At 41.2% G+C, this 15883-nt stretch carries 14 protein-coding genes; 4 read left to right on the forward strand and 10 right to left on the reverse strand.

Going from position 1 to position 15883, the window contains the following annotated elements:
• Positions 1-76: 76 nt before the first annotated feature.
• The 4 genes from HM131_RS18630 to HM131_RS18645 form a co-directional block, all read right to left on the reverse strand.
• Positions 77-1027, reverse strand: coding sequence for a hydroxyacid dehydrogenase (locus HM131_RS18630; RefSeq protein WP_085031191.1), 951 nt, complete (start codon positions 1025-1027; stop codon positions 77-79).
• A gap of 160 nt (positions 1028-1187) precedes the next feature.
• A complete protein-coding gene (locus tag HM131_RS18635) occupies positions 1188-2516 on the reverse strand; it encodes a S8 family peptidase (protein ID WP_085031192.1) in 1329 nt (442 codons plus the stop codon).
• A gap of 191 nt (positions 2517-2707) precedes the next feature.
• Complete coding sequence (locus HM131_RS18640) at positions 2708-2962, reverse strand: biotin/lipoyl attachment domain-containing protein (protein WP_085031193.1); 255 nt, start codon at positions 2960-2962, stop codon at positions 2708-2710.
• Between the two features lie 180 nt (positions 2963-3142).
• Positions 3143-4360 (reverse strand): ornithine--oxo-acid transaminase, encoded by a 1218-nt coding sequence (locus HM131_RS18645; RefSeq protein ID WP_085031194.1) that lies wholly within the window; start codon positions 4358-4360, stop codon positions 3143-3145.
• A gap of 263 nt (positions 4361-4623) precedes the next feature.
• Here HM131_RS18645 and HM131_RS18650 point away from each other — a divergent pair, with 263 nt between their 5' ends.
• Positions 4624-5988, forward strand: coding sequence for a sigma-54 interaction domain-containing protein (locus tag HM131_RS18650; RefSeq protein ID WP_085032116.1), 1365 nt, complete (start codon positions 4624-4626; stop codon positions 5986-5988).
• Between the two features lie 52 nt (positions 5989-6040).
• Here HM131_RS18650 and HM131_RS18655 read toward each other — a convergent pair whose 3' ends face one another.
• A complete protein-coding gene (locus HM131_RS18655; protein ID WP_085031195.1) occupies positions 6041-6832 on the reverse strand; it encodes a serine hydrolase in 792 nt (263 codons plus the stop codon).
• Positions 6833-6968: 136 nt separating this feature from the next.
• Here HM131_RS18655 and HM131_RS18660 point away from each other — a divergent pair, with 136 nt between their 5' ends.
• The 3 genes from HM131_RS18660 to HM131_RS18670 are packed head-to-tail and all read left to right on the forward strand — an operon-like array spanning position 6969 to position 10576.
• A complete protein-coding gene (locus HM131_RS18660; protein WP_085031196.1) occupies positions 6969-8357 on the forward strand; it encodes a spore germination protein in 1389 nt (462 codons plus the stop codon).
• Positions 8350-9447 (forward strand): GerAB/ArcD/ProY family transporter, encoded by a 1098-nt coding sequence (locus HM131_RS18665; protein ID WP_085031197.1) that lies wholly within the window; start codon positions 8350-8352, stop codon positions 9445-9447. The genes HM131_RS18660 and HM131_RS18665 overlap by 8 nt, the downstream gene beginning before the upstream one ends.
• Positions 9437-10576, forward strand: a complete 1140-nt coding sequence (locus HM131_RS18670; protein WP_085031198.1) for a Ger(x)C family spore germination protein — start codon at positions 9437-9439, stop codon at positions 10574-10576. The genes HM131_RS18665 and HM131_RS18670 overlap by 11 nt, the downstream gene beginning before the upstream one ends.
• Positions 10577-10721: 145 nt before the next feature.
• Here HM131_RS18670 and HM131_RS18675 read toward each other — a convergent pair whose 3' ends face one another.
• From HM131_RS18675 to HM131_RS18695, 5 genes are all read right to left on the reverse strand, one after another.
• Complete coding sequence (locus HM131_RS18675) at positions 10722-11255, reverse strand: hypothetical protein (RefSeq protein ID WP_085031199.1); 534 nt, start codon at positions 11253-11255, stop codon at positions 10722-10724.
• A gap of 223 nt (positions 11256-11478) precedes the next feature.
• Positions 11479-12402 carry a VanW family protein gene (locus HM131_RS18680; protein WP_085031200.1) on the reverse strand — a complete coding sequence of 308 codons (924 nt, stop codon included), beginning with the start codon at positions 12400-12402 and terminating at the stop codon, positions 11479-11481.
• A 189-nt stretch (positions 12403-12591) separates the two neighbouring features.
• Entirely contained in the window at positions 12592-13536 is a 945-nt protein-coding gene (locus tag HM131_RS18685) for a ribose-phosphate diphosphokinase (RefSeq protein WP_085031201.1), read from the reverse strand.
• A gap of 161 nt (positions 13537-13697) precedes the next feature.
• Positions 13698-14348, reverse strand: coding sequence for an SDR family oxidoreductase (locus HM131_RS18690; RefSeq protein WP_085031202.1), 651 nt, complete (start codon positions 14346-14348; stop codon positions 13698-13700).
• Positions 14349-14507: 159 nt separating this feature from the next.
• On the reverse strand, positions 14508-15848 hold the full coding sequence (locus HM131_RS18695; RefSeq protein ID WP_085031203.1) for an aminotransferase family protein: 1341 nt from the start codon (positions 15846-15848) through the stop codon (positions 14508-14510).
• Positions 15849-15883 lie beyond the last annotated feature (35 nt).

Genomic DNA, 15883 nt, shown 5'->3' on the forward strand with positions numbered 1-15883 from the left:
CATATAAAAACCTCTCCATGGTAAGTATCAAAGGAGAGGTTTTAAAGCGTTTTTTACCAGCTTAATCTATTTAATTCTATACTACACAGAGAGAAGGGAGTCCATTAAGTACTTTTGTCACTTCTTTTGCTACTAAAACTGAGGTCCTTACCTGCGATTCTTCTGTAAGCCCTGCAATGTGTGGAGTAATAACCACATTCGAATGAGAGAGTAAAGGGTGATCTTTATCTAATGGTTCCACTTCAAATACATCAAGATAGGCACCCGCTATGCGACCTTTACTTATAGCTTTTTCCAAATCTGATTCATTGACGATTCCTCCTCGTGATGTATTAATTACATATGCCTTTGATTTCATCACTTGGAAAGCTTCAGAATCAATTAAAGAAACTGTCGATGGAGTCAATGGCACATGGACGGATATGAAATCAGACATGGCCAACACTTCATCCAGTGACGATTTTGTCTTAACTCCTGTTTCTGCAACCACGTGGTCATACTCAGTAATAAATGGATCAAATCCGACTACATCCATTCCGAATGCATGCGCTCGTTTAGCTACTCGGTGAGCGATCTCCCCGAGTCCAACTAGGCCTAATGTTTTTCCGTACACCTCTCCTCCTGTATGCATTTTTCTGTCCCATCTTCCTTTACGTACATCTTCATTCGCATCGTCCAGAGATCGATTTGAGCTGAGGACAGCGCTCATCACATATTCAGCGACCGAAGTGGCATTAGCATTTTTGGCATATACAACTTGTATACCTTTTTTCTTCGCAGCTTCTACCTCAATATTGTCGAGACCCACACCAAGACGACCAATGACTTTTAGTTTGGAACCGGCTTGTAAAAGTTCTTCGTCAACCTGGGTTAGATTACGTATAATCAAAGCGTCCACTTCTTTTACCTTTGCCAATAATTTGGGTCTATCTTGTACAAGCTGATCGTCATATTCGATTTCATATCCTTGCCGTTCTAGTACGTCCAATCCTTCTTGCCAAATAACTTCACTAATTAATATTTTCATTTGTGCCTCCCCTTTAGATTATTTAAACTTCTTTACCTATTTTCAATTTCTTATATTAAAACACCTTTCTGTAAAATTTAAAATGAAGAGATAGAATTACTGTGACTATACATGTATGTACAAAGGCGCTTCTTTAGGAAATAAGCACCTTTAACTGACTTTAATTGTTATGAATTATGCTGGCCTCTACAGCCTTCTCAGCATCCAAATAACCTGCTCCTTGAATATTTGCCGGCAGCCCCATATCCACCGCTCCATTGATTAACTTCTGCTTAACTTGATCGGGGGTATATTCTGGGTGTGCATGAAGAATGAGAGCTGCGACACCAGCACAGATCGGAGTAGACATCGACGTACCCGATAAACTGAAATAATTCGTTTCAATTCGATTTGCTTTTGTTGTCTTGTCGAGGAAAGATCCGGGGGACCTTAAAGAAATTACATTCACTCCTGGAGCAACTAAATCCGGTTTGATCACACCTCCACAAGCTGGACCTCGACTTGAGAATGAGGCGATCTCTTTATCGCCTTGACCTGCCGTAGCACCATCATCCAGTGCACCAACAGTCACAACCTTTGGACTGATCCCAGGGGTGGCAATCGTTCGTTCATCAGGACCTGAATTACCAGCTGCTACACAAACGAAGATCCCACTACTCCATGCTCGCTCAACAATTTGCACTAGAGGATCATTGCAGTCTGAGTCATCAGGCGCAGCACCTAATGACAAAGAAATCACGTCAATGTGATGTTCTTCTTTATGGTCGATACACCATTGAATTCCTGCCATAACCGTAGAGAGTGAACCCGATCCAGCTTGGTTCAACACTTTAACCCCAATCACACCTGCTTCTGAAGCCGGGCCGCGATATTGAAAGTCGGAGGAAAATCCGTTTCCAGCAGCGTCGCCAGCACAGTGGGTTCCATGTCCATTATCGTCATAAGGATCTTCACGGTTATGAACGATATCCTTAAAAGCAACGATTCGGTTATTCGGCTGGGTAAGATCTTCATGCGGATACAAGCCTGTATCGACAACAGCAATATTTACTCCTTTTCCAGTCAGGTCGAGCTCATTTAATTTATGAGAACGTTCGGATGGAGAAGAAACATCTACCAATGCTCTCACTTCACGGTCATAATAAATCTTTCGTATGTGACATTCATTTGTTAAAAGCTTTTCGATTCCAGATGCCGTTAGGGTTCCAGAGCAACACCCTGCCCCAGGAAGTTGTTGATTAATCTTGCATTTTCTTTCCTTATCAATTAGAGACTCAATTTTATTCATGCCGGAATAGATCTCGTCGCCTTTAAATTCAATGATAACTGGGAACGTTTTATATTTCACCAAGTACTTTTCCAGTAAACTGTGCAAAAAACAAGGGATCCGACGCATTGGTTTGTATAAATGGACCAGCCTTGTCCGCAGTTCTTTATCCAACCGATCACTATGATCTTTAGTTAGCTGGATTATAGAGAATCCTAGCATTCTACCACCTCTTTATTTGTAATAATCTATTTTATGAATAGAGAATAAAGAGATGTCGGCGCTTGTACGGCAGCCTCAAAGAATAGGCTTCATAGAGAGTACAGCATGTCGATTACTAGGTAAAAGCAAATAAAAGCAAAAAACCTCTCACTGCCTACCAGGCAAATGAGAGGTTGTAAGAGGCTATTTGGTTAGTCGCTTCCCGTAATTTGCAGATCATCCCTCACAATCGTTAACGCTGAAAACGGTGTAACAGACTGACCTGGAGCCACTTCCATAGAAACGATGTCTCCGCTGATTCCAACCGATACTTCAATCTGTTTTTTATCTTGGGTCTCAATTAATAGCAGCGTCTCCCATTCATACACATAAGCCGAGGGTTCTACGAACACTTCTTTAATGCTCCCGTAACAAGGACTGTAAATGGTTTGGAAAACTTCCTTCATCCTTATTTCTCCTCCTTGATTATGGTTACAACATAACAACTATTTACTGGATCTAAAGAGCTCTCTTCTCAAAGTAAACTCCAATAGCTCCATGCTTGTTTATTAGTTTTATGCTGCCTCATATTTTAATAGACCTGCTTTTCCCAATCTTTACACTCAACCTGATAAAAACGCTGGAACCTATGCTGGCTTCACATTTGATAATACATTCGATATCTTCTCGATCGCCCATTCAAGATCTTCTTCACTGATCACTAGTGGAGGGGCAAAACGGATGACAGTTTCGTGCGTTTCCTTGCAAAGCAGCCCCTCTTCTTTCAGCTTTTCACAATAAGGACGAGCTGGTTCACTTAGTTCAACGCCGACAAACAATCCTTTTCCTCGCACTTCCTTAATAGCCGGATTATCAATTTCTTTTAAACGATCTTGGAAATACTGGCCGAGTTTTAATGATCGCTCTGCTAATTTCTCCTCTTCAATAACTTCTAATGAAGCAATAGAAACAGCACAGGCTAATGGATTTCCGCCAAATGTCGATCCGTGAGAGCCTGGGGTGAATACACCCAGCACTCCTTGATCGGCAGCAACACAGGAGATCGGCATCACACCTCCACCTAATGCTTTACCAAGGATATACATATCAGGCTTCACATCTTCCCAATCGCAAGCAAACATTTTTCCAGAACGTCCAAGACCCGACTGAATTTCATCGGCTACAAAAAGAACATTCTCTTTCTTACACACATCGTAAGCTTCCTTTAAGAATCCTTCCGGCGGAATAACGATCCCTGCTTCTCCCTGGATCGGCTCAAGCAAGAATCCTGCGGTATTTGGTGTAATGGCTTGTTTTAAAGCTTCCAGATCTCCATAAGGAATCAATTTAATCCCAGGCAACCCCGGCCCGAAGTTGCGTTTGTTCTCTTCATCCGATGAGAGGGACACCGCGGTCATCGTTCTTCCGTGAAAATTCCCTTCACAGGCGATGATTTCCGCTTTTCCTTCCGGGATACCCTTTTTGTCATACGCCCAGCGTCGGATGGTCTTAATTGCCGTTTCTACCGCTTCCGCTCCAGTATTCATGGGAAGCACCATATCTTTTCCGGTCAATTCAGAAACCTTTTTATAAAAAGGAGCCAGCTGATCATTGTGGAAAGCACGGGAGGTTAACGTCACGCGATCCGCCTGTTTTTTTAAAGCTTCAATAAGCTTCGGGTGTCTATGCCCCTGATTGACTGCCGAGTAGGCACTCAGCATATCCATATATCGATTGCCCTCAGGATCTTTGACCCAGACGCCTTCTGCCTCTGAGATGACAATCGGGAGCGGATGGTAATTTTTCGCTCCATAACGTTCGGTCTGATCCATAATGCTTTTGGAATGCACAGTTGTGGTGTTCATCTATATTCCTCCTAGTCATAGAGCGGGGCTGCTAAACCCGCTCCTGTTCTTCACCTTTCTATACCGCAAATTCCATGCCAACTTTTTAAACATTGATATGGAGGGATTCTCATTTTTAACAGGGCAGGGAAATGCAAAATAAATTGTCACCCTCACCACAAATATGCCAAATAATTTTGCATCATTCATTTTTCTTCTATAGAATATAGATACTTACGTTGAACGGAGTGGATGTTGTGAGGAAAACTACGGATGTTTCTTCAATCATAAAACGGAATGAACTCTATGAAAAAATCTTGAATGAATTAGACCTTGGCATTCATGTGATTGATGAGAACGGAAAAACGATCGTCTATAACAAAAAAATGATGGAAATCGAGTCGATGACAGGCGAAGAAGTGCTCGACAAAGACTTGCTGGAGGTCTTTCAATTCGAAGAAAACCAACGGAGCACCCTTGTCCAGGCTTTAAGGAGGGGGCAAACGTCTAAGAATATCAAACAAACCTACTTCAATAATAAAGGAAAAGAAATTACGACCATTAATGACTCCTATCCAATCTTGGAAAATGGAAAAGTAACAGGTGCTATTGAAATTACAAAAGATGTCACAAGGCTTGAGCAAGTCATTAAAGAGAACGTGTTGAAAAAGAAAAACACGAAGTTTACGTTTGATCAGATCATTGGAAAGAGTTCACTGATCCAAGACGTAATTGAAGAGGCAAAAAAAGCGACACGCACCTCCTCTTCTGTGCTGATCGTTGGTGAAACCGGAACAGGAAAAGAATTATTTGCCCAGAGCATACATAATGGGAGCTCACGGTCATCGGCCCCATTTATTTCTCAAAACTGTGCTGCAATTCCAGACAGCTTAATGGAAAGCTTATTATTTGGAACAAAGAAAGGGGCTTTCACAGGGGCTGTCGACAGACCAGGATTATTTGAACAGGCCGAGGGCGGTACCTTATTGCTCGATGAAATCAACTCGTTAGACACTAAGCTTCAAGCGAAACTTCTTCGAGCCATTCAGGAACGAAACATCCGCAGGGTTGGTGATACGAAGGATAAGAAGGTTGATGTGAGAATCATTGCGACGATTAACGAGGACCCCGTAGACGCGGTTGCGGAGCAGCGTTTAAGAAAAGATTTGTATTACCGTCTTAGCGTTGTGACGTTATTTATTCCACCCCTCCGCGAGCGTATGGAAGATCTCTTTTCTCTAGCTCACAGCTTTATCGCTAAGTATAATGATTTATTTCAGATGAATGTAAAAGCCATCCATGAGGACGCCATGCACCTGCTTCATCAACATACGTGGCCCGGTAACGTAAGGGAGTTGGAACATACGATTGAGGGAACGATGAATCTGATCACCAATAAAGAAGCGATTACGATCGATAGCCTCCCTGCTCGACTCCGAAAGATGTATCCAGATCATCAGCCATTGCAAAATAAGAAGCCGGTCGAAAATCGTGCAGCACGAACATTAAAAGAAAAAATGAGCGAAACAGAAAAACTATATATTCAGCAAACACTACAGGAGAACAATCACAACGTTTCCCGTACTGCAAAAATTCTTGGCATCAGCCGGCAGAGTCTTCAGTATCGATTACGAAAATATGATATGTAAAAAAACAACGGTCCCGTTCTTCATTTAATGAACGGGACTTATCTATGTATCCTTATTTTGTAGCGTTTTCTTTCTTCATGAATTTTATAATACTGCGCCCAATATCAGTGATCGCTCTTCTTCCAGCTTCCTCATCATTTAACTCACTTAGTAAAACGGCCGCATATACCGTTTCATTCCTATATTTAAAAATCCCCACATCATGTTGTATTCCTGGCAGCATACCAGGTTTATTGGCGGTTAATATATCTTCATTTTTATTGTAAGCAGGGAGACCTGATGTAAACTGCTGCTCCCTCAGTATGTTATAGATGGTCTTACGGGATCTTTCATTCACAAAGTTTCCACCCTCAATTTCTGAAAGGAATGCCACCATATCACGTGCAGAGGTCATATTGTCTACCCCTGCACCCCGTGCTCGGAAATCCATAAAGTAGAGATTCAATCGAGTATTCGTGCATCCCAGCTGCTCACAAAGATGATTGATATTGGAGAAACCAAGTCTAGTGATCAATAGGTTTGAAGCCGTATTATCGGAAACGACGATCATCAGTTTCATCAGATCCAAAATGGATAAAGATAGCTCGTTCTCAAGGAGCTTAAGAACTCCATCTCCCCCAGTCTTTAAATCAGGTGTAACCTGGACCTTCTCTTTCAAATCCAAATCTCCATTTTCCGCTTGTCTAAATGCCTCCATAATAATCGGAATCTTGATCGTGCTGGCTGCTGTCGTTCGTTCAGAACCGTTAATGGCTATAGCAGCTTTCTTATTCTCGATTACAACGCTCACTCTCCCTTTTACACTTGCCACTATGTGTTCGACTTCCCTCTGTAAAGCGTCCATCCCATCCGCTCCTTTTCTTTTCTTGTATCCATTATAAAGACTTCAGGGACACTGGAGTCTGCTTTTTGTTTATGATTCGAGTAATTCAATTCCCTAATGCGCATAATACAAAGAACGCATAAAGGGTGTGAGTGATATGAAAGAAACCAACTATCCCCTTGTTGATAACCTGGTAAAAATGATTGAGGGGAACGACAAGGTAACCGTTAAATCTGTCACCGTACAAAACAAGCCCATTTACATCATTTATATCAAAACCATTGCAGACGTGGATCACATTCGAGAATTCATTTTAAAGCCGCTACTCGATATGAAAGCGAAGTCCAAACCATCGATCGTGGAAAACCTTCCATTGAACGATTTGGCGAAGATTGAGCAATCCGATCAAATCTTGAAGAAAATTTTTAATGGATTCACCTTAATCATAGAAGATGCTGATATTTACGCGGTGAACACGTCTAAGTTCTCCCTCCGTTCTGTGCAAGAGCCTGTCACGGAGGTTACTTTGCGTGGGGCACGAGATGGTTTCATTGAGTCTTTGGAAAAGAACATCTCTCTGCTTCGTATGCATTTGCGTACGAATGACCTCACCTTTCAGGAATTTACCATTGGGCAAAAAGCATTCACTAATGTATCCGTTGCCTATTTAGAGGGTGCCGCGAACCCTGAGCTTATTAAAGAAGTGGTTAAACGCGTCGATAACATTGATACAGATTACATACCCGATGGTGGCATCATTGAACAACTGATCGAAAAGAACAGCAACTCACTTTTTCCTGAAGTGCATGAAACAGAACGCCCGACGAAGGTAGCTAATGCACTGATCGAAGGTCGTGTCGCCATTTTTATAGATGGGTCCCCTTCCGTCCTAATTGCACCCGCGACCTTGAATTCGTTGTTCCACTCTACTGATGACTATAACTTCAAATGGATTCCAGCTTCTTTCATTCGGCTGCTCCGTTACTTTGCTGCCTTTATCTCAGTCATGCTACCAGCGATGTATATATCTTTGATTTCATTCCACCAGGGATTGATTCCGACCGACCTGGCTTTTTCTATCTCTAAGACAAGGGAAGGTGTGCCAATTCCGTCATTCATGGAGGCATTATTGATGGAAATTACAATCGAAGTTTTGCGTGAAGCGGGGGTTCGTTTACCAAAACCAATCGGTCCAGCAGTCAGTATTGTCGGTGCGATTGTTCTTGGAGAAGCAGCTGTAACGGCAGGGATCGTTAGTCCATTAATGGTCATTGTCGTCGCTTTCGCAGCGATTTGTTCCTTTACAGTCGCAGATTATGGGTTGAGCCTGGCATTAAGAACGTTACGTTTTTTTATGTTACTCTCTGCTGCCTTTTTAGGCATTTACGGACTTCTCTTGGCATCATTCATCGTCAGCATACACTTAATTCGTCTGAAGAGCTTTTCAACTCCCTATTTAGAACCTTTTGCACCTTACTTCCACAAACGCTGGAAGGATTCACTCATCCGATACAAGTTTAATAAGAGAGGTGGTCAGAGTGAGTGATCTCAAACAATTATCAGGATTACAACTTATCGTCGTCTTCATATCTGCAATGATCGGTGTAGGTATCATCATTATGCCCCGCTCCCTTGCAGATGCAGTGGATGCTCCAGATTTGTGGTTAAGTATCATTTGGGGCTTTCTTTTGATTGGACTTTTTTCAATGATTATCGTCCAATTGGTTAGTCGTTACCCTGGGCAAACATTCTTTGAGATATCAACGATCATTACAGGTAAATATATAGGATTTTTATTAAACGTGTGTTATATCCTCTATACGCTAATCGTTTCTGCTTACATTCTTAGAGTCACTAGCGGGATTATTAAAAATCATTTATTGGATACCACCCCTCTTTCTGTAGTCATCGGTGGTTTCTTGATAGTCAGCACATATTTGATTACGAACGGAGCAGGTGATATCGTACGTTTTTTTCAGCTTTATTTCCCAGTCATGATGTTCATGTTTATCGCTTTGTGTCTGTTAAGTCTGAAGGATGTTGATATCAATAACTTACGGCCGGTGTTTGGCGAAGGTATCATGCCAACTTTCCAAGGCATAAAGATTACCTTTTTCTCCTTTCTTGGATTTGAATTTCTGTTGATTTTCTCGAAAGTGTTAGGCAAAAGGAGCCCCAATAAACTCAGGGCAGGTATGTGGATAAGCCTTGGACTCACTGCCATAATATACATTGTCTTCCACGCCCTCTCGTTAGGGATTCTTGGACTGGAAGAATTGAAGCAGATCACTTTTCCGACCGTCGAGATGGCGAAAAGCATTGAATTCCAGGGCTTCTTTTTCGAGAGATTTGAAATCCTTTTTTTAGTCGGGTGGCTCATAACTGCCTTTACGTCATTCTCTGCGTACTACTATGCAATGTGGACTGGCGTTAGACAAACGTTTCGCACCAAATCCAAGCTGTTCGTTTGGATGGTAGCCGCCTTTATATTTGGGGCGGCCCTATATCCCACTGGAATGACAGAGGTCTTTCAGTATTCGAGGTTGATCAATTATGCTTCGGCCATTGCAATCATCCTTTTCCCTGCTCTTCTTTTGTTGATTTCTTTAATCAGGAGACAGTCCTATGCCAAATAAAGTCATTATAAGTGTTTTTTCATTACTATTATTGACAGGATGCTGGGACAGCAAGGAAATTGAGGATATCGGAGTTATTTTAGCTATTGGTTTAGACACTGGTGAGAAAGAAAACGAGGTAACCATGACAAATCAATACGTCGACCCAGGAAAAATCCCTAGTTTACAAGGAGGAGAACCTGGAGGAAAACCATTCCAGAATCTCACTGTATCAGGGACCACTTTTTTAGAAATCATTCGAGATAACTCTTTTGAAAGCAACCGGCCTCCAAATTATACTCATTTGAAATCAATCGTCTTATCTTCAAGCCTTCTTAAACGTGAAAGGGCAGATGAAGTTATTGACCTTTTTGTAAGAGACCATGAATTCAGAAGAACGACACCGGTATTCATTACTAAAGAGAGAGTGAGAGATGTCCTGGATATCGAACCAACGAAGGAACTTTTTCCAGCGATTCAAATTAAAGATCTCAATGAAAATTCTTTTAAGAATCTTTACATTCCAGAGCAATTACAGATTGGGGACATGTCTAAATACATTTCTCAAGAACAAAGTTTCCTTATACCGGGAATGAAAATTGAAGAATATCTCATCAAATCGGATGGTGCGGGAATTATATCCAAGGAGAACTTTCAATTTGTCGGCTGGCTAGAAAAAGAGGACATAGCTGGGGTCCGATTCATTTTAAATGATCTGGATGGAGGCTATATCAACTTGACCAAAAAGGAAATTTCCGATGGTCCCGTTTCCCTCGAAGTCAAAGGAGGATCTACAACCTACAATCCGACTATCACAGGTGAGAGCATAATGATGGAGTTCAATGTCAGAGTGAATGTTTCTTTAGCTGAAGACTGGGGAAATAAAAGGGATCATTTCAAAAAAGGCTGGAAAAAAGAAGTGGAAAAAGCTTCGAATGACCAAATCGAACAAGCGGTACAAACCGTCCTTACTAAAGCCCAGCAAGAATACAAAACAGACTTCCTCAACCTATCCAACTGGGTAAGGATCCACCAGCCGGATTACTGGAAAAAGAACGAAAAACGCTGGGACAACATTTTTCCTGAGATGCAGACAAAAATCAATGTCAAAACCAAAATCACAGACTTTGGTACTCAAAACTTAAAATAATATTACGGAAAATAATTTTAAAGACTACTCTCTTTTTTAAAAAGAAAGTAGTCTTTTCCATTTGATGACCTAAAGATGAGCTTTGTTTATCCGGCTATCATACGTTTATGATCATTTACAAAATATGTAGGGTAAGGACTTTATCTTAGCTATTATCCAATATCGTTATTTTCCTGTTACCACTAATTACGCTTCTCAAGCGTCGATCTTCTTTTCTTGCTCTCCATATAATATGTGAAAAGTTTTCAGGGGTAAAGTGGTACTGATCGATCAAGTATTGTTCAAATTCTTCGTGATCCACCTGGTTATTATGTTCCTTCGCATAGTTAATCAGGATCCTAGTCAGTTCTTTATAACTCATCCTTTTTGACTTATCAGCTGAAAATGCTTCTGGATCGGTTGGAAGCACATATTCATTTCTTAATGCTTCCGACGATTGGTTAGCCGTTTCCTCTATGACAATGTCTGTGGGAATTTCAGGGTTCAGTTCTTCTGTCTCCGATAATGTTGTGATGATGGTGGAGGGATCAATGTTCTCTCTTTTCCCTTCTATACGCTCCAGGCGGCTTATTAGTTCATGCTGTTCCTCTGTAAGCTGCTTAATCATTTCACGAAGATGCTTTTTCTCCTCTTGTATATCCTCTAATCTCATACCTATCGCGTTTCTTAAAGTGAACATAGAAGGAGAGCCTCCTTTAGTTAGTAATCGTTATAAAATATAATAGCACATAAAAAAGGAGAGGGATTGGAATACGTGCCAGTTATTTAAAATTGATAAAAAAGTTGTTGATATTCTTAGACAAAACCTAGTAAACAGGACTTAATCTTTCTTAAAAATCAGATAGGAAGTTAGGCACTTTTTCATTTGAAAAAAGCGTTCTTAAAAAGAAACGCTTTTTAGATTACTCATAATGATCAGTTTCCCTATCACTTTCTTCAGGGAGCTTCTTGCTGGCATCAGGAATGCTCTGTGGATCATAATTGATCACTTCGGAAGAATATACCATCACACTCATCTGTCCCCCAGTTACTTTTGAGCGAATTAACAATGGCTGATTGTATTGATTTTCAAACGTAAAATCAGGCCCATACCAACTCACTGTCGCATCTCGTCCTGGCGGAACATAAGGCACTTGTTTACTGTGAGAATAGCGTTCCACAATTTTCACGCCGGCCTTATCAACAGAATTAAACAACGTAGAAGAAACCTGACAAATTCCTCCGCCAATTCCCTCCGTCACTTCCCCCTTCACAATCACAGGGGCATTTTTATATCCCTTCTCTTTCGTCCTTTTACCAACGACTTTATTAAAAGAAAAAACTTCCCCAGGGAAAACCACATGACTATCGATGGCTTCTGAAGCAAGTCGGATATTATGGGACCGTTCTTTATTGTTCGAATTAAAGTATGTCACATAATGACCAATCTGCTGAGTGCGGATATTTGCAATCAGTTCACTATCTACTTTAGGAGTAATGGTAAGTTTTGGAACGTCCATGGCACCCTTCTTCTGACCAAAGAGATACCGATAAAATTTTTCTTTGAACTTCTTATGATGTACTTTGTATCCATTTTGTCCAGGTATAATTTCACCTGACTCGCCTATTTTTGCATTTACGGGCTCCTGACTGATTTCTTGATCCAAATGTTCAATGAGTTCCTCTGTTTTAGGCTGATCCATAAAGGGCTTACCGATGAATTCCAACATAAAGTCCTTACGATTAACCTTAATGATTTCCTCACCATCATTGGTTATGGATAATTGTCCTGGTTGGATAAGGGGTTGTGCTAAGAGTAAACCTAAAGATAAAATGATCATTTTCATAACGGACTCCTCCTACAGGTAGTATGAGTAGAAGGCTTTCGAATCATGTGAACAACTTTTAAAGGACTATGTGACATGGCGAAGCCGTAAAGATGAGGAATAACTTAAAAAGATGACCTCATCCTATTCTGAGGTCATCTTTTACCTATTGTCATTATTCTTTGTTTTTTTCTAAATACCGGTCTTCGGTTAATCAAACAATTCACTTACCGAATGTTCGGTTTGCACTCGTAACAACGCATCCGCTAATAGAGGAGCAACAGACAGTGAGGTTATCTTTTCATTTTGCTTTTCTTCTGGTAAGAAAATAGAATTTGTGATCACTAATTCCTTAATCGGTGATTCGTTAATCTTGCTAACTGCAGGATCAGATAAAACCGCATGGGTCCCGCAGGCATAGATATCATTCACTCCATTTTCCAAGAGTGCTTCGGCTGCCTGTGTAACTGTTTCCGCCGTGTCTATCATGTCATCTACAATAATGGCGTTCTTACCTTCAATCGATCCAACAACGTTTTTAACCTCAGCCATATTCGGTTCAGGTCTTCTTTTATCAACAAAAGCAATGGGTGCATCAAGGATATTCGCCATTCTTCTCGCACGTCTTAGTCCACTTGTATCTGGAGCAACCACAACGACGTCTTCGATATCCTTTTTCTTATAATACTCTGCTAAAATAGGCACCCCAAGCAGTTGATCAACAGGAACATTAAAGAACCCTTGAATTTGCGGGGCATGAAGATCTAAGGTGAGGACTCTGGAGATTCCTGCCTTTTCCAGTAAATTTGCGATCAATTTTGCAGTAATCGGTTCACGAGCACGTGCCTTTCGATCCTGACGGGCATATCCATAATAAGGAATCACGACATTGATTGTTTTTGCTGATGCTCTCTTCATCGCATCAATCATAATCAATAGCTCCATCAGGTGCTCATTTACAGGCTGAGAAGTAGATTGAATTAAGTAAACATCATGTCCACGAACACTTTCTTCAATATTAATCTGTACTTCTCCATCGCTAAAACGGATAACCGAGCTTTTTCCTAAAGGTGTCTCTAAGATCTCAGAGATTTCTTGGGCCAGGGGTTCATTTGAATTTAAAGTGAATAACTTCATTTTAGATTTTGAGCTCATATTGATCTCTCCTATATTAAAAAATGTTGTGTATGTAGATTCCCTTCTTCGGTAAATATATTTACATTATTATAACATAAGGTCTGATTATATTTTTAAATGGTACGCCTATAAAAAAAGACAATTTGCCTTAGTGGCAAATTGTCTTTATATAGCATTCCTTAAAGTGACTGGATGGCATCTTGAACAGATTTGTCCCCGGCTACTACCTGAAACTCTTTTCCGATCGTAGTTTGATCCTCTAAGCTGGCCAAGATCACACGAGCTACGTCCTCTCGCGGAATTTCTCCTCTTTCTACTGTAGAGGCTGCTTCTACTTGCCCCGTTCCATCCTCATTATTCAACCGGCCCGGGTGGATAATCGTATAGTCCAGATCCGTATCTCTTAACCAAACATCTGCATAATGCTTTGCCACAACATAAGGGGCGAAAGATTCAGGCGCTGATTGAATCGCTTCACGTGTCGTATCAAATGAACTAATCATAACATAACGATTCACCCCTGCAGCTTTTGATGCCTCAATGGTTTTCACAGCACCATCCAAATCAATCATCACCGTTTTATCAGGGCCGGTGTGAGGTCCAGAGCCTGCGGTGAATACGACCGCATCCACACCCTCGGTAGCTTTGGCGATGGTCTCGATATCGTCTTCCAAATCCACCACTACTGTTTCTGCTCCTAATTCCTTAAAAAAGGAAGCTTGCTCCTCTTTACGGATCATTGCCTTAGCTTCTACATTTTCACTCTCTTGAATAAAGGTTACAAGGTGTTTTCCGATTTGACCGTTTGCTCCAACAACTAGAACTTTCAACTTCTACACCCTTTCTTTTGAGTAAGCTACATATTTCTATTCGCAAAATTACTATACCCTTTTTTGCAGTAACTTTAACAAAGCTCTACCTAAGAGGTGCATCTTAACGACTTTTATACAATTGTTGTTGGAAGTTTTGTATCCTTGATAAATTTTTCATCATCTAACGACCAAATCATTTTTCACTTCCAAAATTGACTCTTCTAATTTAGTGAGCAGTTCATCGATCTGACCCTCATTTATGATTAACGGCGGGGCAAAGCAGATAATGTCGATCCCTTCATAAGTAACTGCTCTACAAATCACTCCACGCTCATGTAAGGCTTCAATAACTCTTGGGGCAACCTTCAAGTCTTGTGGGAATTTTTCATTCGTTTCTGAGTTTTTCACGAGCTCGACTGCACCCAAAAGCCCTACAGCACGTACATCACCTACAATATTGATTTCATCTTTAAGTTTTTTAAATCCTTTTAGGAGTTTCTTGCCCATACGATGAGAGTGATCGACAAGCCCTTCAGATTCAATGATATCGAGGTTTTTTAAGGCTACGGCTGCAGCTGTTGGGTGTCCGCTGTAGGTAAACCCATGAAATAACGTTCCTTTGGATTTCAATTTGAATACCTCATGAATCGCGTCTGATACGAGCACGCCTCCAAGCGGGGCATACCCACTTGTTACGCCTTTCGCAAACGTAATCATGTCGGGAACCGTGTTCCAATTTTCAATGCCAAACATTCTCCCTGTCCTGCCGAATCCTGTGATCACTTCATCCGCTACAAATAAGATTCCGTATTCGTCACACAAGTTTCTTATTTCTTTAAAATAACCCTCAGGCGGTATTAATACCCCTCCAGCCCCTTGAACGGGCTCAGCTATGAAAGCACCTACAGTTTCTGGACCTTCTGCTTCAATTTTTTCACGTAAAGCAGAGATTGCACTTTCCGTATTGCTTCTATAGGTGGACGCCGCATGAGAGAAGCCCTCGATCGTTGTCCCTGCCATATCCCAGAACTCAGGGATACCCGTAGCGCTTGTAGACGCGGCTGCTACCCCATGGTAAGACCGCTTCAAAGCAATGATCTTTCTCCGGTTCGGCCGGTTTTGAATTCGCCAGTAATGATGGACGAGCTTAATCGCTGTATCATTCGATTCAGACCCGCCTGAAGTAAAGAAAACGGCATTTAAATTTTCCGGCGCTAAGGAAGCGATCTTCTCAGCCAGTTTTATCCCGGGTTTGTGACTAAATGTAGAAAAAGCAGAGCTAAAGGCTAATGTTTTCATTTGCTCAGCAGCTGCAATCGCTAATTCCTCTCGGCCATGACCAATGTGGACATTCCATAAGGAGGACATGGCATCCATGTACGTTTTCCCATGTATGTCCTTAAGGTAAATGCCTTCCCCACTCTCCATAATCACCTTTGGCCCCTTCTCTTGCTGTTGCTGAATTGAAGAGGTTGGATGTATAAAGTGTTTTTTATCTAACTCGCACCATTCATTCATTTAATACCCTCCATTCCCTTTCACTTTCTATTCTA

The organism is Halobacillus mangrovi, from assembly GCF_002097535.1.
Classification (GTDB): Bacteria; Bacillota; Bacilli; order Bacillales; family Halobacillaceae; genus Halobacillus; species Halobacillus mangrovi_A.

What these genes read in the sequence shown, in the direction of transcription:
- HM131_RS18630 (WP_085031191.1), bottom strand. Translation starts at nt 1,027, where the DNA reads ATGAAAATATTAATTAGTGAAGTTATTTGGCAAGAAGGATTGGACGTA.
- HM131_RS18635 (WP_085031192.1), bottom strand. Translation starts at nt 2,516, where the DNA reads ATGCTAGGATTCTCTATAATCCAGCTAACTAAAGATCATAGTGATCGG.
- HM131_RS18640 (WP_085031193.1), bottom strand. Translation starts at nt 2,962, where the DNA reads ATGAAGGAAGTTTTCCAAACCATTTACAGTCCTTGTTACGGGAGCATT.
- HM131_RS18645 (WP_085031194.1), bottom strand. Translation starts at nt 4,360, where the DNA reads ATGAACACCACAACTGTGCATTCCAAAAGCATTATGGATCAGACCGAA.
- HM131_RS18655 (WP_085031195.1), bottom strand. Translation starts at nt 6,832, where the DNA reads ATGGACGCTTTACAGAGGGAAGTCGAACACATAGTGGCAAGTGTAAAA.
- HM131_RS18660 (WP_085031196.1), top strand. Translation starts at nt 6,969, where the DNA reads ATGAAAGAAACCAACTATCCCCTTGTTGATAACCTGGTAAAAATGATT.
- HM131_RS18670 (WP_085031198.1), top strand. Translation starts at nt 9,437, where the DNA reads ATGCCAAATAAAGTCATTATAAGTGTTTTTTCATTACTATTATTGACA.
- HM131_RS18675 (WP_085031199.1), bottom strand. Translation starts at nt 11,255, where the DNA reads ATGTTCACTTTAAGAAACGCGATAGGTATGAGATTAGAGGATATACAA.
- HM131_RS18680 (WP_085031200.1), bottom strand. Translation starts at nt 12,402, where the DNA reads ATGAAAATGATCATTTTATCTTTAGGTTTACTCTTAGCACAACCCCTT.
- HM131_RS18685 (WP_085031201.1), bottom strand. Translation starts at nt 13,536, where the DNA reads ATGAGCTCAAAATCTAAAATGAAGTTATTCACTTTAAATTCAAATGAA.
- HM131_RS18695 (WP_085031203.1), bottom strand. Translation starts at nt 15,848, where the DNA reads ATGAATGAATGGTGCGAGTTAGATAAAAAACACTTTATACATCCAACC.